Origin of the sequence: Thermococcus sp., assembly GCF_015523185.1 — an archaeon.
In the GTDB taxonomy this organism is placed as follows: domain Archaea; phylum Methanobacteriota_B; class Thermococci; order Thermococcales; family Thermococcaceae; genus Thermococcus.
Genome location: NZ_WAKV01000085.1, coordinates 1 through 22,692 on the forward strand (window position 1 = coordinate 1; position 22,692 = coordinate 22,692).

Below are 22,692 nucleotides of genomic sequence, written 5' to 3' on the forward strand. Positions count from 1 at the left end.
ATAAGTGCCAACCTCTACGTCCGCGAGAGGGACTACAGCATCGAAACAACCAGCGGCTACTACGAAGGAAAGAGCGTCTCTGCGGAGCTGAGGGTTGCCTCAAGGAGCTTCGCTCTCCTACTTGAGAAACTCGGCATGCCAAGGGGCAAGAAAACGGAGAAAGCCTACCGCGTTCCAGAGTGGATAATGGAGGCTCCGCTTTGGGTCAAGAGAAACTTCTTAGCTGGACTCTTCGCGGCAGACGGAAGCATAGTCGAGTTCAAGGGCAACACGCCGCTCCCGATAAACCTTACCCAGTCGAAGAGCGAGGAACTTGCTGAAAACCTTGCCGAGTTTTTAGACGACGTTGCAAAGCTCCTCGCGGAGTTCGACATAAAGACGACCCTCTACAAGGTCAAGTCGAAGAAAGGCGTAACCTACAGGCTCTCGATAGTAGGAGAGGACAGCATCAGAACCTTCGTCGAGAGGATAAACTACGAGTACGACCTCGAAAAGAAGGCCAAAGGCCTCATCGCGGCTGCCTACATCAAGCTCAAGGAGCGCGTTAGGGAGGAGCGCAGGTGGGCCGTCGAAAAGGCGAGGGAAGTCTATGAGAGGACGGGGAGTGTAAAGGAGGCCCATGAGGCCGTTAAAGACGTTGTAAACAGGCGCTTCGTCGAGAGGAGTATCTACGAAGGCTACAGAGAGACGAGGGTTCCGAAGGACTTCCCGACCTTTGAGGAGTTCGCCAGGGAGAGAGGTTATGAAGGCGGCTTCGTCGCGGAGAGGGTGGTAAAAGTCGAGAGGGTCAGGCCAAGCTACACCAAATTCTACGACGTCGGCGTTTACCACGAGGCCCACAACTTCATAGCCAACGGCGTCGTCGTCCACAACTGCGGCGTCCGCCTCATCAGAACGAACCTCACCGAGAATGAGGTAAGGCCCCGCATCAAGGAGCTCGTCGACACGCTCTTCAAGAACGTGCCCTCTGGCCTGGGAAGCAAGGGTAGAGTAAGGCTCCACTGGACGCAGTTGGATGATGTCTTAGCTGACGGTGCCAAATGGGCCGTTGACAACGGCTACGGCTGGAAAGAGGATTTGGAGCACCTCGAGGAAGGCGGCAGGATGGAAGGGGCAGACCCTGAGGCGGTCAGCCAGAAGGCGAAGCAAAGGGGCGCTCCACAGCTTGGTTCTCTCGGCTCGGGAAACCACTTCCTTGAGGTTCAGGTAGTTGACAAGATATTCGACGAGGAGATAGCAAAGGCCTACGGCCTCTTCGAGGGACAGGTCGTTGTGATGGTTCACACAGGTTCAAGGGGTCTCGGCCACCAGGTTGCGAGCGACTACCTCAGGATAATGGAGAAGGCCAACAGGAAGTACGGCATTCCCTGGCCCGACAGGGAATTGGTGAGCGTTCCCTTCCAGAGCGAGGAGGGGCAGAGATACTTCTCAGCTATGAAGGCCGCGGCAAACTTCGCTTGGGCCAACAGGCAGATGATAACCCACTGGGTCAGGGAGAGCTTTGAGGAAGTCTTCAAGAGAAAAGCCGAAGACATGGAAATGGGCATCGTCTACGATGTAGCACACAACATAGCGAAGGTCGAGGAGCACGAGGTCGATGGAAGGAAAGTTACTGTCGTCGTCCACAGGAAGGGGGCCACAAGGGCATTCCCTGCAGGACACCCGGACGTGCCCAAAGCGTACCGCGACGTCGGCCAACCTGTCCTTATTCCGGGCTCGATGGGAACAGCCAGCTATGTCTTAGCGGGAGCCGAGGGGTCTATGAGAGAAACGTTCGGTTCAAGCTGTCACGGCGCCGGTAGATTGCTGAGCAGGAAGGCCGCAACGAGGCAATACCGTGGCGACAAACTTAGAAACGAGCTGTTGAAGAGGGGTATCTACGTCCGCGCGGCGTCGCTCAGGGTAGTGGCTGAAGAGGCTCCTGGAGCGTATAAGAGTGTGGACAACGTCGTTAGCGTCGTCCACCAAGCAGGGATAGCGAAGCTAGTGGCTAGGATGAAGCCCATGGGTGTTGCGAAGGGATGATTTCTTCATTCTCTTATTCTGGAGGGTTTTGAATGGGCGAGCTAACCCACGTTGACGAGAAAGGCGTTAAAATGGTTGAAGTAGGACACAAGAGGGAGGTTTTCAGGAAGGCCGTAGCGAAGGGCCGAATCTACCTCCGGCCGGAAACTATCGAGCTCATAAAGGCCGGAAAAACGAAGAAGGGCAACGTGATAGCGACGGCACAGATAGCGGGAATTCTGGCGGTGAAGAAGACACCAGAGCTTATCCCCCTGTGCCACCCGATACCTCTGACCGGTGTGGACATAACCTTCGAGTTCGGCGAAAACTACATAGAGGCCACCTGCGAGGTTCGCGCGGTTTATAAGACAGGTGTTGAGATGGAGGCCCTCACGGGCGTTAGCGTAGCGCTCCTTACGATATGGGACATGGTTAAAGCCGTTGAGAAGGATGAAAACGGCCAGTATCCAGTGACGAGGATAGAGGACATCCATGTCGTGGAAAAGATTAAACAAGAATGACCAGTAATGGTTATAAATGACACCCCTCAAGCGACAATCGGTGAGCGCCGTGTATGAAGTAAAGAAGAGCAAATCCGGTTATATCTTTGACCTTCCAAGGGAGAGAATAGCCTTCATGTTCCTCAAGGATGGGACCTACATAATGTTCCACGACGAGGAGTTCCTCTGCTACTCCCCGAAACCCGTTGAAATCTCAAGAGAGGAACTGGAGAGGTTCGAGAAAACCGGCGAGATGCCGGAACTGGTAAGGCGCGTTAAGGCCCATGACTTTCCCGAGGGATGTATCGTCAAGAGGCTTCCCCCGATTGACGAGGACTTAAAACCCTTCAACCCGAACAGGAAGTGCGTCGTTATCTTTACGGGCTTCCGGGACACGGTCATAGACTACATCGAGAGAGATGGTATAACCTATGCGGTTGCGAGGCTCGTTGATGACCCTGAAAAAATCTGCAGGTTCATTGGCAGGGGCAACTACAAGGTTGCGGCGGTGAAACTCAAAAGGAACGAAAAATGCCTGACAAGGGAAGAGTTCCTGAAGGAGCTGGAAAAACTAAAAGGGTAAAGACCTCAGATGTTCCCGATTCGCTGGAGGACCATCCCCTCTATTCTTATTGGCTCCGTTCTCCTCGCAAGGACTATGGCCTGGTCGAGCCTCGCCTCGTGCTCCGCGTGAATCGTGAAGAGCGGGTCGCCCTCCTTGACCTTCTCGCCCACCTTAACATAGAGCTCTATCCCAGCACCTTTGTCTTCCGGCGCTCCTGCGGCCCTCGCTATCGCCGTTATCGCCCTGTTGTCTATCGCCGTCACGTAACCGCTCGTCGGGGCGGTGAAGGTGTAGGTCTTGTCACCAATCGGTATCTCCTCGGGCTTGATGTTCGGGTCTCCGCCCTGGGCCTCGATGATTTCCTTCATCTTCTCCCAGGCCTTTCCGCTCTCAAGGATTTCCTTGGCCATCTTCTTACCCATTCCCGCCGGAGCGACGCCGCCCATCTCAAGGAGGATTCCAGCCAGGCCGGTGGCCTTCTCTATGAGGCTTCCGGGGCCTTTGCCGGTCATGAGGGCGGAAAGGGCTTCTCTAGCTTCGAGGGCGGGACCAACGGTGTGGCCTATCGGCTGGCCACCATAGGTTATGGCAACCTCAACGTACTGGCCGAGCCTCTTGCCGAGCTCTATGAAGTCTCTTGCCAAAGCCCTCGCCTGGTCAACGGTCTCAACCTTTACGCCCTTCCCCGTTGGGATGTCAATGAGCACGTACTGGCTTCCCATGGCGTACTTCTTTGACATTATGCTCGCGAGCATTAAACCGGTCGGGTCAACGCTTAAAGCGCGCTCCGCCTTGATGGTGATGTCGTCAGCGGGAGCGAGGTTCAAAGCACCTCCCCAGACGAGGCATGCCCCCACCTTCTCCACTATCCTCTTGATTTCGTCGAGCGTAAAGCTGACGTTGGCGAAGACCTCAACAACGTCGGCCGTTCCGGCGGCGCTTGTTATAGCCCTTGAACTGGTCTTCGGTATTGTAAGACCAGCGGCGGCCACTATCGGGACGACGAGGATGTTGGTCTTATTTCCAGGAACACCGCCAATGCTGTGGACGTCCATTATGGGCTTCCTGTCAATGTCGAGCATGTCACCTGTCTCTGCCATCGCTATTGTTAAAGCCGCTATCTCGTCCATGTCGAGGCCGTTTATCTCAAGGGATGTCACAAAAGCACTAATCTCAATGTCCCTGAGCTTCCTGTCAACGATGTCCCTCACTATCGCCTCAATCTCGACCTTTCTCAGCTTTTCACCGTGCATCTTCTTCTTTATGTAGCGGACGCTCTCCGGTGTTCCGGCAGGGATAACGGCAACTGTCTCCCCTTCGGAGAAGCTGTGGAGTTCAAGGACGTCCCTGCTAACACCAACCTCACCTTTACCAACTAAGTTGCTTATCACAACGCTTCCATAAACTGTTTTCTTACCTGCCTCGAGCTTCACGAGGTCGTCGGGGTGGAGTTTCGCTTCTCTTGCATCTTCCTCGTTTATGAGAACCGAGTACCTACCGCTGTAGAAGTCGAGAATCCTGACCTTTGCCCTCATCTTTTCACCTCCGTGAATTTAGTATTTCACCGAAGACTTACTTAAATGTTTTCGAGAAAGGGAGGACTAAAAAAGAAGTATAAAAAACCACAATCGTCAGGGATTTGTAGAATCAGTCCGAGAGACTCTCACCGTACTGAACCTTCGATTGTATTATCGTTTCGAGCTCACCTGTCCTTAGGAGGAGTCTCACAACGTCGTTACTGACGCTCCTTATCGCCGGGGGAAGGACACCCGAGCCGGATAGATAGTGTCTTATAACTTCCTCAAGGGGGGCGGTGTGGAGCCTCCCATCGAATACCAGAACCTCGTTTTCGGTTATTTCCACGAGTTTGTCCATATAGCCTAACTTGGCCCTCATCGCCCCCCACCTCCAGAATAGGGAGTACTATGGAGGTTTTAAAATTTAACGGCCAGGAAAGGTTTAGTAACAGAAGGTAAAAGAAGGCTTAAAGGTTTCTGACTTCCTCGTCTATTGACTCCTCGAGGGTCCTCTCCCAGTCGTCCACATCGAACTGTTCCAGCTCGCCCTCCAGCTCCTCCTTGAGATTCATAACACGCCTCTTCAGAGCGGTCTTCGTCTCTTCGTCGTAAACGACGTAGTAGGGGTTGTTCTTCGCTGAAACGTAGAGGATTGTCAGTATGATGACCAAAACAAGGAGGATTACAACCAGCCCGTATAGGATGACCTCCGCCATCACTTCTTCCCTCCAAATATGGCTTTGAAGACCCTCTTAATCGGGCTCTCCGGTTCGGGCGGCTTCCACTTGATTCCCGCAAGTTTGGCCGCGAGCTGTTTGATTGCTATGGCGGCCGGGCTGGTCGGGTTCTTGATGACGAGTGGCACACCGTAGGCACTCGCTCTTTTTACCTCGGGGTCCTCCGGAATCATGGCCAGAACAGGAACCTCGAGGATGGCCTCGATTTCCTCCTTCGTCAGCTCGGTCTTCTCGTTGGTGACCCTGTTGAGGACCGCTCCAAGAGGAAGGGTTCCGAGCTTTTCTGCTATGAGCTTCGTCTTGAGAGAGTCCGTGATAGCAGAAATCTCCGGGTTGGTAACGATTATGAGCTCCTTACCGATGAGTAGGGCCGTAACTGAGGTCATCTCAAGTCCAGCGGGGGCATCTATGAGGACGAAGTCAGCCATCTGGCTTATCTCCCTCATGAGCTCCCTGAGCCTCTCGGGCTTGGCCTTCTTGACCTTCTCAAGGCTAAGTCCACCCGGGATGACTTTGACTCCAGCCGGCCCCTCGTAGATGGCGTCCTTGAGGTCGGCCTCCCTTGCGAGGACGTCGTGAAGCGTAATGGGTATGTCTTCCATTCCGAGGACGAGGCTGAGGTTGGCCATCGTCAAATCAGCATCGAGGAGAATCACTTCCTTGCCGAACTGGGCTAATGCAACACCGAGGTTTGCAACGGTTGTGGTTTTACCCGTTCCACCCTTTCCAGATGCAAAAACTATGGAACGCCCTTCCAAAGCCGACACCTCCGGTAAAATCATGATAGGTATGCACTAATTTAAGGCCTACTGTATATTGCGATTATCGCTTAAGAAACAAATGCTTTTAGCTTTTGCGGTAGAAATAAAAAGAAAGTAATCGCCAGAAGTGTTCATTCGGTTTTCTCCTTCTCTTCTATCTTCTTAGTAGTCGTGTAGGTTCTCGCGGCGTCCCCCACGGCCTGGAAGAGTTTCAGCATCTCCATTGGGAGTGGTAGAACGATGACGTTGCTCTTGTCGCTGGCGACGTCGCTGATGGTCTGGAGCGTTCTCAACTGGAGTGCCATCGGGTGCTCGCTGATTATTTCAGCGGCCTCACGGAGCTTCTCGGCGGCCTGCCTCTCCGCTTCAGCAAGGAGAATCCTAGCGCGCCTCTCCCTCTCGGCCTCGGCCTGCTTTGCCATGGCCCTCTGCATTCCCGCCGGCAACTCGACGTCTTTTATCTCCACGGTTGTGACCTTTATTCCCCACGGGTCAGTTGCCTCGTCAATAATTTTCTGGAGCTGGAGGTTGAGCTTCTCCCTCTCACTCAGGAGCTCGTCAAGGTGAGCCTGACCTATGACACTCCTCAATGTTGTCTGAGCTATCTGGCTGGTGGCCATTATGTAGTTGCTGACCTGAGTTACGGCCTTAACTGGGTCAACAACGCGGAAGTAAACAACGGCATTGACTCGGACTGGAACGTTGTCCTTGGTTATGGTCTCCTGAACCGGGACATCGAGGACTCTAGTACGGAGGTCAACTATAACGGCCTTTTCAAAAATCGGGATTATGAAGAACAGACCCGGGCCCCTTGCTCCAACGACCCTACCGAGACGGAAGATAACGGCTCTCTCATATTCCTTGACTATCTTTATGGCACTGGCCAGTATAATCAAAACAAAAAGCAAGACGATTCCCAAAACTATCGTCCCAACCGCCATCAATTACCACCCCTAACCTTTTCAACGACGAGCGTCAATCCCCTCATCTCAACAACGCGAACGCGCTCCCCGGCTTTGATTGTCGAGCCATCCTTCGAGATGGCCTTCCAGAGTTCCCCGCGAACCTTTATGACCCCTTCTGGAGTTAGGTCTTCAACGACCTTTCCAATCTCTCCGATGAGTTCTTCCTTTCCCGTTTCAGGCTTTCTGCGGTGGGCTCTAACTACTGCCGCCATTCCGAAGAGGAAGAACAGCGCCAGTAGAATACCCGTGACTATTATGGCAATCCTGAGGGTTTCGAAGGTTGATGAGTTCACGAGGTAAACACCCCCTCCTTTGCCAAAGAGCAGTAGCCCTCCCAAAACAAAGCTGACCAGTCCGGCGATTGTGAAAAGACCGAAGGTCGGAGTTAGTGCCTCCGCTATGAAGAAAATCATTCCGAGGATTACGAGGACAAGGCCGGCATCGTTGTAGCCGAAGTAACCCATGCCTATTACACCCAGAACGAGGAGTATCGCCCCTAGGGTTTCAGGGACGTGCCATCCAGGTGTCAGGAATCCGAAGACGAGTCCGAGCATTCCGACGACGAAGAGGAGGTACGAAACAGCTGGATTCGCGAGGAACGTGACTATCCTGTAGCTAAGAGAGGGGCTCAGTTCCTCGACCTTAACGTTGGTGAAATTGAAGGTGATGTAACCTTTTCCTGCAACGGGAACCTTCGTCCTCATGCCGTTAGCCTTCCTGAGAAGGTCAGGAACGCTGTCCGCGATAACCTCTATAACATGGGCTTTTAAGGCCTCCTCAGGGGTTAGGCTCAAGTCCTCCATGACGAACTTCTCAGCGGCTGTAACGTTCCTTCCGCTTTCCTCGGCCAGAGAACGCATGTAGGCGGTGTAAAAGTTTCTGATTTTCGCGGGAGCGCGTATTATACTGCCGTTGGCGGCGTAGCCGAGTATCGGCTCACAGGCCCCTATGCTCGTCCCGGGGGCCATCGCTATCAGATGAGAAGCCATCGCTATGTAGGTGCCGGCAGAAGCGGCTATGGCCCCCCTGGGATAAACGTAGATTATAACCGGAACGGTTGAGTTCTGGATTAGCGAGACTATTCTCATCATGGCATCTCCCTGGCCACCTGGGGTGTTTAACTCTATTATGAGCGCCTCGGCGTTGTGTTCCTCGGCGGTCTTTATGTAACTCGCGAACTGGTCCGCGGTGTACTGGGTAATCGTCCCGTCTATCTTGCCAACGTAGACAACTTTCTGAGCCTCCCGCTGGGCAGATACCGGGGGAAGAAGCAACAGGGCAATCAGAACTATCAGCAGGGCGCGCCTCATAAGTCTCATCAATCCTAGATACCACTTAAACGTTAAAAGCCTTTTGTCCCCAACGTGAGTTAGGAAAGCAATTTATACATGGAGCCACTAAACACGACCATGCTCGTCAAAACCTACAAGCGCTTTCGCATTGAAAAAAATGGTGAGAAGGATAAACTTGCAAACCACCTCATAAGGGAAGTTGCAAAGCTCTCCTACAAAGAGCCCTTCTGGGAGACAGTCAAAAAGCTCGGCCTAAAACCTGAGGCAGTAAAAGAGGCAATGCTCTATCTCGAAGAGATGGGGGAGATTGAAATAAAACGGGCCTCGGATGGAAGGAGGCTGTGGGTTCTGACCCTAAGGGATATAAAGAGGAATCCCGTGAGGCTGGACCGATGGCTGGGATTGACCTCGGAAAGACGAGCCGGGAAATGATACGAAACGGCACGTGGACCTTTAAGGACGGGACGTTCTATCAGGCTCTCAGGCTGGAAAGCGGAAAAGCTGGGATAGTCGCCTATGATGGGGACTTTCATTTCCCCGAGGACTGGAGCAGGGCTGAGAGAAAAGAGGCTAGAGAAAAAATAAGCTTCGTCTTAGGTCTGAACATGGATTTGGACTCCTTTTATGCCCAGATAAGCGATTCGCCCTTTGAGTTTCTCGTTGATGAATTTTATGGACTGAGTGCTCCTGCCTCCCCAAGTCCCTACCAGGCCCTCGTCGAGGTCATAGCCCAACAGCAGGTTAACTTCGATTTCGCCCAGAGGACGATTGGAAACCTCGTCAAGCTGGCAGGAGAACCGGTTAGGGAGCTTTACCTCTTTCCCACCGCGGAGAAAATTAATGAGTTAGGTGAGGAGAAGCTTAGGGAGGCAAGACTCGGTTACCGCGCTGGCTACATAAAGTCCCTCACGGAACTTTACCTTGAGGGAAAGCTGAACCTCGAACTCTGGGACTGGGGAATAGATAGGGCAATCAGATACCTTACCAGATTCAGAGGGGTAGGAAAGTGGACCGCGGAGCTGTTTCTGGCTTATGGATTGAGAAAAAACGTTTATCCAGCTGGAGACCTTGGTCTCAGGAGAGGGATAGCAAAGATTTTCGGAAAGCGCCTAAAGGAAGTCAAAGAGAAGGACGTTCGGGAGATTATAGGACCCTACGGGGAGTGGAAGGGACTTTTGGCCTTTTACATCCTCTGCTATGACCGAAAGACCGAGATGGAGCGGAGAAAAAGATGAGTAGTGTTATCATAATGATTGACAGGGAAAAATTCAAGAATATTAAAAACAAGAATATAGTTTCGCTTATCGAAGAAAACCTTCCAAAGGCCGAGGAAACTCTGGAGGCCGAGAGGGAGGAGTTTCTCCGCGAAAAAATTGCAAAACTTGAGGGGAAGCTGGAAAAGATGAGTTCCGAGATTGAAGAGCTCAGGGAGTTCTATGAAAAGGCTCTAAGGGACGGGGAGTTGATGATGGCTGAAAAGGAGAAGCTGAGAAAGGAAAACGAGAAGCTCAGGGCAAAGCTAAAGGAAAAAGGAGTTCATAAATCGTGAACGAGCCGTTCATGGAGCGTGGACGAAATGAAGCTCCTTATCAAACCCGATAGGGGCTTTGGAAAAATCGAGGTTGAGCTGGATGAGAGTCTGTGGAAAAGGATTGAAGAACTTGCCAGGCGTTACGGAGTTTCCCCAGAGAGAGTCGTTGAGATTGCGCTGAATGGGGAGTTCAAAAAACCCAGGGGAGACCTCGAAAAACTTGAGGAAAAAGTAGAGGAGCTCGAAAGAAAAGTCTGGAAACTTGAAATGGAGTACGCCCCGCTTAGATACAAGGCCTATGGAGTTAGCGAGGACAACAAAATCTTAGCAATTGAACTCTCGGGTTTAATAGCCGAAAACAACCAGCTGAGGCGCTTCCTTAGGCTCTCCCCGAACAGGAATCCTGAACTGAGAAAGCTTATATCCTACTACCTCCAAGGCTAAAACGCGGATGATGACAGCGAATTGCACTGATGTTGATGACGAGGACTGGCCCTGACGCCGTCCCGGACGGGCCGTGAGGAATCCAAGACGGGATGAGCGAAGGCGATGATATACCCTATGAGCGCCGAGCCCGTCCGGGGCGTTGGACAATCAACAACTTTTGAAAAAACTTATAAACAAGAATGCCCTTCTCTTGGCATTAACCAACGGAGGTGCCCCTTATGAGGAGGTCTAGTCTCCTGCTAATATTCCTCCTGCTCTCCGCTGTGCCGATTTTCAGTGCAAGTTATGTTGGTGCAGTCCAGACGGACCTGAGTGGGTATACTATTTGTGTCGACGCAGGACATGGGGGCAGTGACCCGGGAGCAGTGGCCAATGGCGTTGAGGAGAAGAACATTAACCTTGCAATAGCCCTCAAGGTTGCAAAGCTCTTTGAAGAGGACGGAGCAAAGGTCGTCCTAACAAGGGACGGCGATTACTACGTTTCACTATCGGATAGAGTCAAAATAGCTAACTCAAACAACTGCGACATATTTATCAGCATACACGCCAACGCGGCCAGTGACTCCTCTGCAAGTGGGTTTGAGGTGTATCACTACTACGGTTCAACAAAGGGGAACGAGCTGGCAACCTACGTTGATGAAGAAATCGCCAAGGATATACCCCTTAAGAACAGGGGCGTTAAAGAAGCTGGCTTTTACGTTCTCAAATATACCTCAATGCCGGCAATCCTCATCGAGACAGGTTTTGTGACAAACACCTATGACGTTGGGGTAATAACCGACGAAAACTATCAGTGGCGCTATGCCTACGCGATTCTCCATGGAGTCCAAAGGTACTTTGGCGTTCCAGTCCACGACCCGTTGCCGACCGTGACGGGTATAAGGTTCGCCGACCACGGAGACTACTTCAGAGTTGTGCTTGACGTAAGCCAGAGTACAGGGTATGAGACGTTCTATTACTACTACGGCTATTACATCGTCATTGAGGTTCTAAACGCAACGCTCGCTGACCTGGGCTGGAATTCCGATGGAACGTGGCAGTATACCGAAACGGGCTCCTCAAGTGTGCCCTACATTTACGCAACGGAGTATGAGGGAACTGTCTACGTTGTTCTGGCACTTGGTCATCCATATCAGGGCTACAAAGACTTCACGCTTGAGAACCCCTACAGGATAGTCGTTGACGTCTACAGCTAAACTGCCCCTACGTTTTCCAATATTTTTGGTATCTCATCGGGCTCAAGGGCGCTCTCGACTATGTAGCCCTTCTCCACGAGGATTCTCGAAATTAGCTCTTCTCTAGTGTAGCCGTCGAGCGTTCTGTCGCCGTAGAACATCAGCTCTGGAAGGAGAATAAGACCGAGTTCAACTTCCGGAAGTTTCCTAACTGCTCTCAACACGTCTCTACCCGTAAGCAGTCCGGCGGTTCCGATGTTCCCACCGAAGAACTCGTTTTTAACAGCGATGACAGGAATCTTTGGAAATATCCTCCTCAGCTCGGGGTAGGCCAGTTCGCCAGTGAGGATGTAAGTTTTTATGGCCGGCTCTATCTCAAAGGGCCCAACTTCGAGTCTCAGCTCGCCAAGGAGGGCCTTGAAAATCGGCGGAATCACGACCTTTATTCCCGTTTCCTTCCCAGCTTCGAGTGCAGTCTCCTTGACGAAAACGAGTTCTTCCCTTGTTAATGGCCTGACGTCTCTGTTGTACCTCGTTACGCCGACTGGGAAGAGCCTTACTTCAGCAACCTTCATCGAGGCTAAATCCTCTATTATTTCCCCGATGTCGTCCACGTTGTAGCCCGGTGTGAGGATTATGTCCGCTATGACTCGGAAGGTCTTGGCGACGAGGGGGAGAATGTCTATAAGCTTACCGGCGAGGGGGCTCCTCATGAGAGCAATCCGCTTTTCCTTCTTCGTCGTGTGAACTGAAATCTGTATCTCGTCGAGACCCGCTTTTTGGAGGTTCTCAATCCTCCTCTCATCGAGCCCGACGTTTCCGGCCGTGTCTGTAACCCGAACCCAGAGCTCTGGGTAGTGTTTGCTCACGTAGGCGATTCTGTTCTCAAGTTCTGGGTCGTTGAGGGTATCGTGAAAGGAAACCCTATAAATCATCTCCGGCGGGTTCTGGCGGAGGTAGCAGAAGAGGCAGAAGCTCCCGCAGGGGCCGGCTTTACTTGAGGGTGGAATAACGACCAAATCTTCCCTCTCATCAACGCCATCGAGCTCATACTTCGTTATCTTCCTCAGCTTGAAGTCCTCGGTAAACTCATACATGCCCCGATGTTGGAGCAGGCTTTTTAAAAGATTAGCGTAAGAGTTCCGGGGATTGGCATGATAATAGCGGTAACCGGAACCCCTGGAGTCGGGAAGACTACGGTCTCGAAGCTCTTGGCTCAAAGGCTCGGCTATGAATACGTAAATCTCAGGGACTACGCTATGGAGAAGGGCATTGGTGAGATGAAGGGTGATGAGCTGGAGGTTGAGGTTGATGAGCTGGTCTATAACTTCGAGAGGGATTTTGCAGGAAAAAACGTTGTCGTTGACGGTCACTTGAGCCACTTCCTTAAAGCCGACCTTGTGGTGGTTCTGCGCGCCCATCCAAAGCTTGTAGGCGAGAGGTTGAAGGCTAGAGGTTATTCAAAGGAGAAAATTGGGGAGAACGTTGAGGCCGAGCTCGTTGATGTAATCCTTGTTGAGGCCCTCGAGGAGAACGGGAACGTTATTGAGGTCAACACGACGGGAAAAACTCCCGAGGAAGTCGTTGATGAAATCATCGAGCTGATTCAGAAGGGTGTTAAGAGGAGGGTAGGCGTTGTTGACTGGAGCGAGGTTTACGACGAGGTGATTCCCTACTTGCGCCTTTGACGTCTCCTTCTTTTGGGTATAAGCCTTACTTGGCTTCCGCAGTCGGGACAGATTCCTTCTGGAGGCATCTCTTTAAAGCGCTTCCCACATCCTATGCAGACGTAGCTCCACCGGATTACCCTTTTTATGCCCCGCTTTAGTGTTCTGAACTCTATTCCAAGTGTTTTTGCTATATTCTGGAGGTTGTAGTCGTCGGTGAGGAGTATTCCTTTGAGCTCGTAGGCCAGCGCGAGAACCTCAACATCGGCCTCGCTCAGTTCGTTTAGCTCGCCCGTTTTCCTCGCGGCGTCTTTAACGGCCTCGATACCCTTTCGCGACGGGGCTAAAACCCTAACCTTGCCCGCGCTGATTAATCCTTCCAGGAAAAGCTTTGATTCGGGGTCCTTTACCTCCTCAACGACCTTTGGCGTGGTTACGCCTTCAACATCTACACCCTGTATGAATATAGCTGTGTCTATTACAAACATGATAAGTTATTTTAGGACATTCATTCAAAAACCTTGGGGTGATACTTTGGTTACAAGAATTAAACCATTATACATCCCAGAAAACAAGGAGGAGGTTAAAGAGATATACTATCCTACTTGGCTTTATCTTTTTGATTACGTTGTCGAGCGAAGAATCTTTGGAGATATCATTGGGAAAATTACAATAGTCGTTGATGGCATAAGCGGACGTTCATACCTTGCAGATTCCTTCCCTGAGCTTGAGGAAATAAAAACAGAGGAAAAAGTGCTCGATCCTTCCATAAGTGAAGAGAAGGCTCTTGAAATAGCCCGGGACAAAGTTGAGACGTTTCTTTTCAGAAAATTCGCATATTTGAAGTTTTCATACAGCCTCTCAAGAAAACACCTTGCGTACAAGCTGTTTTGGGCAAAGAAGAAGGGTAAAAGTTACTACCTCATGGACAGTATAACAGGAGATGAAATAGAAGTTCAGAAAATTGAAAGGTCAGAATAACTCATCAACAATACCAGCCAGCATCTTTAGTTCAGGAGTTGCAGAGCCTCCTCTAACGATTATCTTCTTACCTGCTGCGTAGTCAACTATCTCCTGAATTTCTTGTGGAGGAGCCTTAGTGAGTAGGCTGATAACAACTATTGCAATACTTGCAAAGACAAAGCCAGGTATCATTTCATACCAAGGATGCCAGCTAAGTCCGAGCTGTTTCCATAGTATAACAGTCACAGCACCTACTATCATTCCAGCAATAGCCCCTTCCTTAGTGGTTCTTTTCCAGTAGAGGCCGAAAATGACAACCGGCCCAAAGGAACATGCAAGCCCAGCCCATGCGTAAAGGACAAGCTTGAAAACAGTCTCCGTTGCACCGAGGGCAAGGTATATTGAGAGTAAGCTGACAACAAGAACGGAAATCCTACTTATCCACACAAGCTTATTTTGGTCTGCATCCGGATTTATGAGCTTATTGTATATATCCCTCGCCAAAGCCGATGCAACGACGAGGAGATAGGAGTTTGCACTGGACATTATAGCAGCTGCCATGGCGGCTATAAGTATTCCTGCAAAAACTGGGGGCAGCATTTCTTTGGTGAGCGCCATGAGGGATAGTTCGGGCTTTATCCCAGGAAGAAGAACTCGCGCAGCAACACCGCCAAGTGTTACGCCATAGAGGGCTATAACGGCCCATACAACCGCTGCAACCAAAGAATACTTCAGCATCTTCGAATCCTTAATTGCCATAAACCGTACATGGAGTTGGGGTTGTCCAAGATAACCAAGATACCCAATTGAAAGAAAGCCCAGTAAGGTTATTGGGGCTACCCATACGCTAGTTAGTTTGGGATCTATGGTGTACAGCTTGTCATACATAGTGGAGAGTCCACCTATTTTGGTTATTGCAAGGGCGGGGACTACGACTGCACCTATAAACATCAGTATTGCCTGTATAACATCAGTATAAACCGCGGCTGCAAAACCACCGAGGAGGACGTATATCAGAACGGTTAAAGCACCTATTATTGCACCCCACTTGTAGTCTATTCCCGTAAGGAACTGAAGTGTCCTTCCCATGGCAACTGTCTGAGCTGCTGTATATGCAGTCAGGAATATGAATATTATAACAACCGCAATTATCCTGACGACGTGACTCTTGTCGTAGTATCTGGCTTCAAGAAAGTCCGGAATCGTTATTGCACCAACTTTTTCCGTGAAACGCCTTAGTCTTTTCCCTAGAACCGTGAAGTTTATCAACGGCCCCCCCGCACTTGTCATTGGGACCCAAACGCTTCCAAAACCAAGGCTATATCCTTTCCCAGGCATTCCTTGGAACATGTATCCACTCATGGCAGTTGCCTGATGAGTTAGGGCTATTGTAAACGGGCCGAAACGCCTCTTTCCAAGGAAATATCCCTCAATAGATTCACTGCCTATTCTGTACGTTAGTATACCCACTGCAATCATTGCAACAAGATACAATACAAAAGAAACCACCACTATATCCATTCAAACTCCCTCCTCATCTTTGCTGAGATAGAAGTACGCTAGTGCCAGAAGGACGTATATAATAGGCACTCCAAACCACAAAAAGATTATCGACGCAGGCATTGTCATGCCTCCGAGAGTTTTTTCATTTGTAAACGTTGATTTCAAATAATAAATAGTTTTTGGTTTTAGTACTCTATTATCAATACACCAAAGAAAAATTCACAAAAACTAAATTTAAAATTGAATTTTGCTATTAGTTCTAATCAAAAATCTGATTTTAATTGCGAATTTATCAATATAAAGGAAATTTTAAAAATGTAAATTCACAAACCTTTATTTGGTGAATTTGGTGATGACAATGAAAGTCGACCTCAACTCCGATTTGGGGGAGAGCTTTGGGAGGTATAAACTTGGCCTCGATGAGGAGGTAATGAAGTTCATAAGCTCGGCGAACGTCGCAACCGGCTGGCATGCCGGAGACCCACTGGTTATGAGGAGAACCGTGAGGCTCGCAAAGGAGAACGGCGTTGCCGTTGGTGCACACCCCGGCTATCCAGATTTGCTCGGCTTCGGGAGAAGGTACATGAAACTTTCACCGGAGGAGGCAAGAAACTACATTCTCTACCAGGTTGGGGCGCTTTACGCTTTTGTCAGGGCAGAGGGGGTTGAGCTACAGCATGTCAAGCCCCACGGTGCACTCTACAACGCCCTTGTGAAGGAAGAGGAGCTGGCCAGAGCGGTGATAGAGGGGATAGCTGACTTTGATAAGAACCTGATATTCGTAACGCTCTCTGGTTCAAGGCCCGCTCAGATAGCGGAAGAGATTGGCGTTAAGGTTGCTCACGAGGTTTTTGCTGATAGAGCTTACAACCCGGACGGAACGCTCGTTCCACGCTCCAAACCTGGTGCGGTAATACACGATAAGGAGGAGATAGCGGAGCGCGTTGTTTCGATGGTCAAGGATGGCGGGGTTAGAGCGATAAACGGCGAGTGGGTCGAGCTGAGGGTAGATACAATCTGCGTCCACGGCGACAATCCACAAGCTGTGGAGATAGCTAAGCACGTTAGAGAAGTCCTCGAAAGAGAAGGCGTCAAAATAGTTCCGATGAGAGAAATCGTTCGGTGAGACCATGAAAATCAAACCCCTCGGTGATTCTGCCCTGCTCGTTTCCTTCGGCGAGAGGATTGACGAGGAAATAAACGAAAAGGTTCACGCTCTCACAAGGGCCATAGAGCAGGCTAACTTTGAGTGGCTCGTCGAGGTTGTTCCTGCATATTCTTCCCTCGCGGTAATCTATGACCCGGCTTTGGTGGACTTCGAGAGCGTTAAGAGAACCATTGAGGGAATAGAGATTACTTCAGAGCGCTTTGAGGGAAAACTTGTGGAGGTTCCCGTTGTTTACGGTGGCGAATATGGCCCGGATTTGGAGTTCGTTGCAGAATACAACGGTTTGAGCGTTGACGAGGTCGTTGAAATACATTCAAGACCGGTTTACCGCGTCTACTTCCTCGGATTTCTCCCCGGGTTTGCTTACCTCGGCGGAATGGACGAGAGAATAGCGACTCCGAGACTCGAAAAACCCCGCTTGAAAGTACCCGCCGGCTCCGTGGGAATAGCGGGAAAGCAGACCGGGATTTACCCGCTCGAAAGCCCCGGCGGCTGGCGTCTCATCGGAAGAACTCCACTCAGGCTCTTCAACCCGGCAAAAGATCCTCCGACCCTTTTCCAACCCGGTGATAGGGTGAAGTTCGTGCCAATAGATGAAAGCGAGTTTATAGAGTTGTACGAGGAGGAGTGGGGTGAAGGCGTTGATTGAGCTCCTCCGCGTTCCCTCGTTGCTGACGATTCAAGACGCTGGAAGGCCCAGCTACAGAAAGCTTGGCGTCCCGGTTTCCGGCTTTATGGACGACTATTCCGCGAGGATTGCCAACTATCTCGTCGGAAACCCCGGGAACGCTCCCCTGTTGGAGTTCCTCATTAGGGGGCCGGCTCTTCGCTTCAAGTCCTCTGCTGTTTTTGCCGTTGCCGGCGATGTTGATTTGAGGCTCAACGGCGTCTCCATTGAGCCGTGGACGAGTCACTGGGCCAAGAGGGGCGACGTCCTTGAGGTTGGTGTATTGAAAACGGGTCTCTACGGATACATAGCCTTCGCAGGTGGAATAAAGTGTGGAAAATTACTCGGAAGTTGCTCCTCCTACCCAAGGGCAGGGCTTGGAATGCCACTAAAGGAAGGAGATGAGCTCACCCTTAGATACGCAATACTGACTGGAAAGGAGGGAAAATACCTCCCCGAGGAGCTCAGACCGGATTATTCGGGAAAAGAAATAACCGTTGGCGTTATCCTCGGCCCGGATTTGGAACACTTTACTGAGAGGGGAGTTGAGACCTTTCTGAGCGAGACTTACACGGTAACGCCCGAATCCGACAGAATGGGCTACCGGCTCGACGGAAAACCAATAGAGCACTCCGAAAAGGGGGCCGGGATAGTTACCGGCCCATTAGTTCCCGGAACGGTTCAGGTTCCAGCGAACGGAAAGCCAATAGTGATGATGAAGGATGCCCAGACAACGGGTGGTTACTCCAGAATAGGGGTCGTTATCAGTGCCCACCTGTCGAGGTTTGCCCAGCTAAGGCCCGGCTTCAGTGTTCGCTTTAGGAAAGTTGACGTCAGGACTGCAAGGGAGGAATTCCTGAGAAAAGAGCGGACTCTAAGGGCGATAAAGCTCTTTCTGGAGGGGAAGATGAGAGCGTATCGGATAAAAACTGGAAAAGAAGAAAGGACAGTCTTTGCAGGTTAGTCCTTCTTGCGCATTACCTTGACTATTTTGTACGTCTTTCCATCGCACTCTATTTCTCCGGTTACCTCGATTATCTTCACGTGGTCGCCCTCGAAGAGCCCCTCCGGTTTGAAGACTTCCCTCTTCTTGGGGTCACTGCACTCCTCGAACTTGAGCTGAATTATCGAGCCGACTATGGCCAACCTCGGCTCTATTGCCACCTCAATGCTCGGTTCAACGACTTCAACAACGCGGACTTTCCCCTCATGGAGGGGGCAGGAGTGTGAGGGCATGCTCCTAACCCTGAGAATCTTGTACCTCCTTCCAGGTTCGAGGTTCCCAACGCACACCCCTGCAAGTTTACAGGTCTTGCACGGCTCGGCCGGACCGTAGAATATGAACTCAACTCCCGGTTTGGCTAACTTTTCACCAACTAACGTGATTATGGCCATTTCAAACACCTCCTGAAGTTGTAAGGGGCGATAATCAGATAACTCCAGTGATTTTAGCGGCTTTCTCGGCCGCTTCCCTCGTTAAACCGTCCTTCCCGAGGATTGTGTATCGCTCGGGCCTTATAGTGTGGGCAATCGTAAGGGCCTCGATTATGAGCTCGGGTTCGATTCCAAGTTCATACGCTGTTGTTGGGGCGCCAACCCTCTTTAAGGTTTCCCTAACACGTTCCCATTTCAGGCCGTGAAGGTAGGCCATTATTATTGTCCCGACCCCCACCTGCTCCCCGTGCAACGCCGGTTTCTCAGCCAGCATGTCCAGTGCGTGGCTGAAGAGGTGCTCGGCACCACTTGCAGGTCTTGAAGAGCCCGCTATGCTCATGGCAACGCCCGTGGAGATTAGGGCCTTTATGACCTTTCTTACACTCTCCTCATTGCCGAGGCGTATTATGTCGGCGTTCCTTATGACCATCTTGGCACTCATAAGACTGAGCGAGGCCGCGTATTCACTGTAGTATTCGCCCTTTATCCTGTGGGCCAGCTGCCAGTCCTTAACGGCTGTAAGGTTGCTTATCGTATCGCCGACACCGGCCGCGAGGTAGCGGTACGGTGCCGTTTTGATAACCTCAACGTCGGCTATGACCGCAACAGGAGGAACGGCCTTTACCGAGGTTTTGGAGCCCAAATCCCTTATCGAGGCGTTGGCGCTGGCTATGCCATCGTGAGATGCCGTAGTCGGGAAGCTGATGAAGGGAACACCCGTCTTGAAGGAGGCAAGCTTGGCCACATCTATTATACTTCCCCCGCCAACGGCTATTACCCAGTCAGCGCTTTCGTCCCTTATCAGTCCAACCGTCCTCTCGACTTCCCCCATTGTGGCACCTTTCTTAACTGTTAGAGGAACAACGTCGTATTCGGATTTGAGGCTCTTCTCAACGTCTTTACCGGCTATCTTCTTTGTCCTTGGCCCGTAGAGTACTATAACTCTCTCACCGAGACCAAGTCGTCTCGCAACGTTAATAACTTCTCCCTTCAGGTTCTCGCCAAGGAGCACCTCTCTGGGAAGTTGCATAAGGTGAACTCCCTTCATGCCCTTCACCGTCCCCTAATCTCTCAGAAGGAAAAGCTTTAAGACTATCGGAAGGACTCTCTATGGTGGTCGAATGGGGTTTTACGAGTTTTTTTACCGCTATTTCGTCGAGCCAATAAAATACAACCAGGGCTACAACATTGTGAACACGCTAGTTTACGCCCTGATTCTTGGGGTCGCGGTTCTGCTTCTCTATAAGATGCTCAAGAGAATGGGGATAAAGATTGACGAACGCTTTTTCATAGCCCTAATGCCATACATTCTCCTAGGCCCGCTTATGAGGAGCATAACTGATATAGGCCTCCTTCCGCGGACGTATCTAACCGTCAGCCCAGGTGGATACTTTGTGATAGCGGGCTTTGCAATAGCATCGCTCTTCACTGTGTGGAGACACTGCAACGATGAGAGACTCTACTCCATTTACCGTGACTTTGGCTGGATTCTGGTTGCCGGTCTGCTCTTCATAATGGTCATCAACTGGGATAAGCTCTCGGTTAGATGGGACTACTTCAAGTACTTCATACCAAGCCTTATCCTCGCTGAGTCGTTTATATGGGCTCTTTCGAAGAAGTTTGAACTTGTCAGAAACAACAAAATCCTCTTTTATACTCACTTCTACGACGCAACGACGACCTTCGTTGGAATCCAGTTCTTCGGCTTCTGGGAGCAGCACGTCCTCGCGAGAACCTTGATGAATATCTTTGGAACCCCCGCGGTTATGTACCTTGAAAAGCTAGTTATAATAACCCTTGTCGTTTACATTCTGGACAGGCTGATGACCGAGGAGGACCCCGAGCTGATAAATTTTGTCAAGCTTACAATTTTTATCCTCGGCTTCGGCCCCGGAACGAGAAACCTGCTTATAGCCCTCCTGAGGTGATTTAGATGTACGCCTGGAACGAGATAGCGCTTAACATGGCGAAGGATTTGGAAAAAACCATAATGCCCCTATTTGGGACTAAAAAGGCTGGTGAGAACGTTGGAACAAACGTCAGCGGCGACGTCACCAAATACGTGGACAAGATTGCCGAGGACCTAATCCTGAGGCACCTCAAGCCCCTTGGTGTCAACATAGTCAGCGAAGAGGTGGGGGAGATAGACCACGGGAGCGACTACACCGTCGTCGTTGACCCGCTCGACGGTTCGTACAACTTCTCAGTGGGGATACCTATATTTGCGTTCAGCTTCGCGGTCTTCAAAGGGAAGAAACCCGTTTACGGGGCAATCTACGAGTTCTTTCCGAAGGCCTTCTACGAGGCAATACCCGGTGAGGGGGCCTATCTCAACGGAAGACATATTCACGTCAGCAACCCGGAACCGGGAAAGGAAGCGATAAGCTTTTACACCCGGGGGAGATGCCTAGGGCTCGTGAGGAAGGTCAAAAGGATTCGCGTTCTGGGAGCGATAGCGGTTGAGATGGCCTATACTGCCAAAGGCTCGCTCGACGGCGTCTTTGACATTAGGAACTACGTCCGGCCAACGGACATAGCCGCGGGAGTTATGCTCGTTAGAGAAGCGGGGGGAATTGTCACCGACGAAAGGGGAAAACCTCTGGAGTTTGAGCTTAAGGCCGAGGTGAACACGAACGTAATAGCAGTGGCTAACGAGAGAATTCTCAAGCTAATCTTGGAGGAGCTGGAAAATGAGTCTTGAACGGTACTTCCACAGGTATGGGAGGGCAACCTTCACGCTCTTCCTCATAAACGTCGCGGTTTACATTGTGGAAGCAGTACTCAGTAGAAACCCATTCTGGATTAGTGACAACGTTCTCGGCGTTCTCGGCCAGTGGAACTATGCCGTCCTGTATTTACACGCGTGGTGGCAACCCTTCACGGCAATGTTCGTTCACGTCAACATAATCCACATCGGATTTAACATGTACTTCCTCCTCATCATGGGGAGCCAGCTGGAGAGAATCATCGGGTCGAGTAGGGTTGCAATGGTTTACCTAATCTCAGGGCTTGCTGGAAACCTGCTCACCCTGTTCCTCCTACCTCCAAACGTTGTCAGCGCCGGGGCGAGCGGGGCTCTCTTTGGAATAGCGGGGGCACTGATAACGATAACCGGCGTAGTCGGGGGAAACATGCAGATGGCCATTATAAACGCCTTCGTGCTGTTCCTCATCAACAGCTTCCTGCCAGGAGTGAACGCCTACGCCCACCTCGGGGGCTTAATTATGGGGATGCTCATAGGCTACTATTATGGAAAGGTTATACGGAGAAAGCTGACGTGGGCATACGCCTACGACTACTACTAGCGAAAGATTTAAAAACGCCGACCGAAAGGTATAACCCGAGCGCTCGGGCAGTGCCGGGGTAGCTTAGCCTGGTCAGAGCGCTCGGCTCATAGGGCCACTCCCCTTCGGGGGAGCCTGAGAAACCGAGAGGTCCGGGGTTCAAAGCCCCGCCCCGGCACCATCGAACCTTTGCAAACTCAAAGTTTCGTCAAAGTTTATAGCTCCTTCTTGGAATGCAATTTTCTTGAGTGGTCTCTTTTTAATGTGTTTGGGTGTTGGGAACTTATGGGATTGCATTATTTTGTTGGTTTGGCTTTAAAATAGACGCCCGAAGGGTGTCAACGAGAGGCAAACCCTTCAGGAGGATTCTTCTCAAATGTTCTCCATTGCAAAATGAGCACTTAGTGCAAAACCATTTCTTCCAATGACTTCCCTTTGAGGGAGAACTACAAACTTTTGGTGAAGTTTTTTTCCAAAAGCTTCAGTGCCGGCAGAAAATGAAGTGCTTTTTG

The 22,692-nt window shown here is 50.9% G+C and carries 27 protein-coding genes and 1 tRNA gene; 17 read left to right on the forward strand and 11 right to left on the reverse strand.

Going from position 1 to position 22,692, the window contains the following annotated elements; translation table 11 throughout:
- The 3 genes from F7B33_RS09945 to F7B33_RS09955 all read left to right on the forward strand — a co-directional run.
- Nucleotides 1-2,025, forward strand: a 2,025-nt coding sequence (locus F7B33_RS09945; RefSeq protein ID WP_297074342.1) for an intein-containing RctB family protein, incomplete at its 5' end; no start/stop codon positions are given.
- Between the two features lie 32 nt (nt 2,026-2,057).
- Nucleotides 2,058-2,525: a cyclic pyranopterin monophosphate synthase MoaC gene (moaC, locus tag F7B33_RS09950; protein ID WP_297065088.1), complete on the forward strand. Its 468-nt coding sequence runs from the start codon at nt 2,058-2,060 to the stop codon at nt 2,523-2,525.
- 40 nt (nt 2,526-2,565) lie between these two features.
- Nucleotides 2,566-3,087 carry a hypothetical protein gene (locus F7B33_RS09955; protein WP_297065086.1) on the forward strand — a complete coding sequence of 174 codons (522 nt, stop codon included), beginning with the start codon at nt 2,566-2,568 and terminating at the stop codon, nt 3,085-3,087.
- Nucleotides 3,088-3,092: 5 nt separating this feature from the next.
- On the opposite strand, the gene F7B33_RS09960 is transcribed toward F7B33_RS09955, so the two are convergent.
- The 6 genes from F7B33_RS09960 to F7B33_RS09985 all read right to left on the reverse strand — a co-directional run bounded on the left by F7B33_RS09960 (nt 3,093) and on the right by F7B33_RS09985 (nt 8,368).
- Nucleotides 3,093-4,604 carry an AMP phosphorylase gene (locus tag F7B33_RS09960; protein WP_297065844.1) on the reverse strand — a complete coding sequence of 504 codons (1,512 nt, stop codon included), beginning with the start codon at nt 4,602-4,604 and terminating at the stop codon, nt 3,093-3,095.
- A 112-nt stretch (nt 4,605-4,716) separates the two neighbouring features.
- Nucleotides 4,717-4,965 (reverse strand): hypothetical protein, encoded by a 249-nt coding sequence (locus F7B33_RS09965; RefSeq protein ID WP_297065847.1) that lies wholly within the window; start codon nt 4,963-4,965, stop codon nt 4,717-4,719.
- 88 nt (nt 4,966-5,053) lie between these two features.
- Nucleotides 5,054-5,302, reverse strand: a complete 249-nt coding sequence (locus F7B33_RS09970; RefSeq protein ID WP_297065850.1) for a hypothetical protein — start codon at nt 5,300-5,302, stop codon at nt 5,054-5,056.
- Nucleotides 5,302-6,081: a cell division ATPase MinD gene (gene minD / locus F7B33_RS09975; RefSeq protein WP_297074343.1), complete on the reverse strand. Its 780-nt coding sequence runs from the start codon at nt 6,079-6,081 to the stop codon at nt 5,302-5,304. Before minD ends, F7B33_RS09970 begins: the two co-directional genes overlap by 1 nt.
- A 134-nt stretch (nt 6,082-6,215) precedes the next feature.
- Nucleotides 6,216-7,025, reverse strand: coding sequence for a slipin family protein (locus F7B33_RS09980; RefSeq protein ID WP_297065855.1), 810 nt, complete (start codon nt 7,023-7,025; stop codon nt 6,216-6,218).
- Nucleotides 7,025-8,368 carry a nodulation protein NfeD gene (locus tag F7B33_RS09985; protein ID WP_297065858.1) on the reverse strand — a complete coding sequence of 448 codons (1,344 nt, stop codon included), beginning with the start codon at nt 8,366-8,368 and terminating at the stop codon, nt 7,025-7,027. Before F7B33_RS09985 ends, F7B33_RS09980 begins: the two co-directional genes overlap by 1 nt.
- Before the next feature lie 90 nt (nt 8,369-8,458).
- Between F7B33_RS09985 and F7B33_RS09990 the strand changes: the two genes are divergently transcribed.
- The 5 genes from F7B33_RS09990 to F7B33_RS10010 all read left to right on the forward strand — a co-directional run bounded on the left by F7B33_RS09990 (nt 8,459) and on the right by F7B33_RS10010 (nt 11,515).
- A complete protein-coding gene (locus F7B33_RS09990; protein WP_297074344.1) occupies nt 8,459-8,773 on the forward strand; it encodes a hypothetical protein in 315 nt (104 codons plus the stop codon).
- Nucleotides 8,734-9,576, forward strand: coding sequence for a DNA-3-methyladenine glycosylase (locus tag F7B33_RS09995; RefSeq protein ID WP_297074346.1), 843 nt, complete (start codon nt 8,734-8,736; stop codon nt 9,574-9,576). Before F7B33_RS09990 ends, F7B33_RS09995 begins: the two co-directional genes overlap by 40 nt.
- Nucleotides 9,573-9,890, forward strand: coding sequence for a hypothetical protein (locus F7B33_RS10000; protein ID WP_297074347.1), 318 nt, complete (start codon nt 9,573-9,575; stop codon nt 9,888-9,890). The genes F7B33_RS09995 and F7B33_RS10000 overlap by 4 nt, the downstream gene beginning before the upstream one ends.
- A gap of 27 nt (nt 9,891-9,917) precedes the next feature.
- The gene (locus tag F7B33_RS10005; RefSeq protein ID WP_297074378.1) at nt 9,918-10,316 is read left to right on the forward strand and encodes a hypothetical protein; all 399 of its coding nucleotides are present in this window, start codon (nt 9,918-9,920) and stop codon (nt 10,314-10,316) included.
- 221 nt (nt 10,317-10,537) lie between these two features.
- Complete coding sequence (locus F7B33_RS10010; RefSeq protein WP_297065866.1) at nt 10,538-11,515, forward strand: N-acetylmuramoyl-L-alanine amidase; 978 nt, start codon at nt 10,538-10,540, stop codon at nt 11,513-11,515.
- Here F7B33_RS10010 and F7B33_RS10015 read toward each other — a convergent pair.
- Nucleotides 11,512-12,591, reverse strand: coding sequence for a DUF512 domain-containing protein (locus F7B33_RS10015; protein WP_297074348.1), 1,080 nt, complete (start codon nt 12,589-12,591; stop codon nt 11,512-11,514). The genes F7B33_RS10010 and F7B33_RS10015 overlap by 4 nt on opposite strands.
- Nucleotides 12,592-12,648: 57 nt before the next feature.
- Here F7B33_RS10015 and F7B33_RS10020 point away from each other — a divergent pair, with 57 nt between their 5' ends.
- Nucleotides 12,649-13,182, forward strand: coding sequence for an adenylate kinase family protein (locus tag F7B33_RS10020; RefSeq protein WP_297074349.1), 534 nt, complete (start codon nt 12,649-12,651; stop codon nt 13,180-13,182).
- Here F7B33_RS10020 and F7B33_RS10025 read toward each other — a convergent pair.
- The gene (locus F7B33_RS10025) at nt 13,167-13,649 is read right to left on the reverse strand and encodes a type II toxin-antitoxin system VapC family toxin (RefSeq protein WP_297074351.1); all 483 of its coding nucleotides are present in this window, start codon (nt 13,647-13,649) and stop codon (nt 13,167-13,169) included. The genes F7B33_RS10020 and F7B33_RS10025 overlap by 16 nt on opposite strands.
- Before the next feature lie 46 nt (nt 13,650-13,695).
- On the opposite strand from F7B33_RS10025, the gene F7B33_RS10030 reads away from it, so the two are divergent.
- Nucleotides 13,696-14,142, forward strand: a complete 447-nt coding sequence (locus F7B33_RS10030) for a hypothetical protein (protein ID WP_297065874.1) — start codon at nt 13,696-13,698, stop codon at nt 14,140-14,142.
- Here the strand turns inward: F7B33_RS10030 and F7B33_RS10035 are convergent.
- Nucleotides 14,134-15,645, reverse strand: coding sequence for a sodium/proline symporter (locus F7B33_RS10035; RefSeq protein WP_297065877.1), 1,512 nt, complete (start codon nt 15,643-15,645; stop codon nt 14,134-14,136). The two genes, F7B33_RS10030 and F7B33_RS10035, sit on opposite strands and share 9 nt — an antisense overlap.
- A gap of 340 nt (nt 15,646-15,985) precedes the next feature.
- Between F7B33_RS10035 and F7B33_RS10040 the strand changes: the two genes are divergently transcribed.
- The 3 genes from F7B33_RS10040 to F7B33_RS10050 are packed head-to-tail and all read left to right on the forward strand — an operon-like array spanning nt 15,986 to nt 18,426.
- Entirely contained in the window at nt 15,986-16,753 is a 768-nt protein-coding gene (locus F7B33_RS10040; RefSeq protein WP_297074380.1) for a 5-oxoprolinase subunit PxpA, read from the forward strand.
- Between the two features lie 4 nt (nt 16,754-16,757).
- The gene (gene pxpB, locus F7B33_RS10045) at nt 16,758-17,444 is read left to right on the forward strand and encodes a 5-oxoprolinase subunit PxpB (protein WP_297074352.1); all 687 of its coding nucleotides are present in this window, start codon (nt 16,758-16,760) and stop codon (nt 17,442-17,444) included.
- Nucleotides 17,437-18,426: a biotin-dependent carboxyltransferase family protein gene (locus F7B33_RS10050; RefSeq protein ID WP_297074354.1), complete on the forward strand. Its 990-nt coding sequence runs from the start codon at nt 17,437-17,439 to the stop codon at nt 18,424-18,426. Before pxpB ends, F7B33_RS10050 begins: the two co-directional genes overlap by 8 nt.
- Here F7B33_RS10050 and F7B33_RS10055 read toward each other — a convergent pair.
- Nucleotides 18,423-18,857 (reverse strand): UPF0179 family protein, encoded by a 435-nt coding sequence (locus F7B33_RS10055; RefSeq protein ID WP_297062536.1) that lies wholly within the window; start codon nt 18,855-18,857, stop codon nt 18,423-18,425. The two genes, F7B33_RS10050 and F7B33_RS10055, sit on opposite strands and share 4 nt — an antisense overlap.
- Before the next feature lie 34 nt (nt 18,858-18,891).
- A complete protein-coding gene (locus F7B33_RS10060; protein ID WP_297062535.1) occupies nt 18,892-19,944 on the reverse strand; it encodes an NAD(P)-dependent glycerol-1-phosphate dehydrogenase in 1,053 nt (350 codons plus the stop codon).
- A gap of 73 nt (nt 19,945-20,017) precedes the next feature.
- On the opposite strand from F7B33_RS10060, the gene F7B33_RS10065 reads away from it, so the two are divergent.
- From F7B33_RS10065 to F7B33_RS10080, 4 genes are all read left to right on the forward strand, one after another.
- Complete coding sequence (locus F7B33_RS10065; protein WP_297074355.1) at nt 20,018-20,824, forward strand: DUF63 family protein; 807 nt, start codon at nt 20,018-20,020, stop codon at nt 20,822-20,824.
- Nucleotides 20,825-20,829: 5 nt separating this feature from the next.
- Nucleotides 20,830-21,597 (forward strand): bifunctional fructose-bisphosphatase/inositol-phosphate phosphatase, encoded by a 768-nt coding sequence (locus F7B33_RS10070; RefSeq protein WP_297074357.1) that lies wholly within the window; start codon nt 20,830-20,832, stop codon nt 21,595-21,597.
- Nucleotides 21,587-22,201, forward strand: coding sequence for a rhomboid family intramembrane serine protease (locus F7B33_RS10075; RefSeq protein WP_297074358.1), 615 nt, complete (start codon nt 21,587-21,589; stop codon nt 22,199-22,201). The genes F7B33_RS10070 and F7B33_RS10075 overlap by 11 nt, the downstream gene beginning before the upstream one ends.
- A gap of 52 nt (nt 22,202-22,253) precedes the next feature.
- Nucleotides 22,254-22,361: transfer RNA gene (locus F7B33_RS10080), tRNA-Met, on the forward strand.
- The last annotated feature ends 331 nt before the right edge of the window (nt 22,362-22,692 follow it).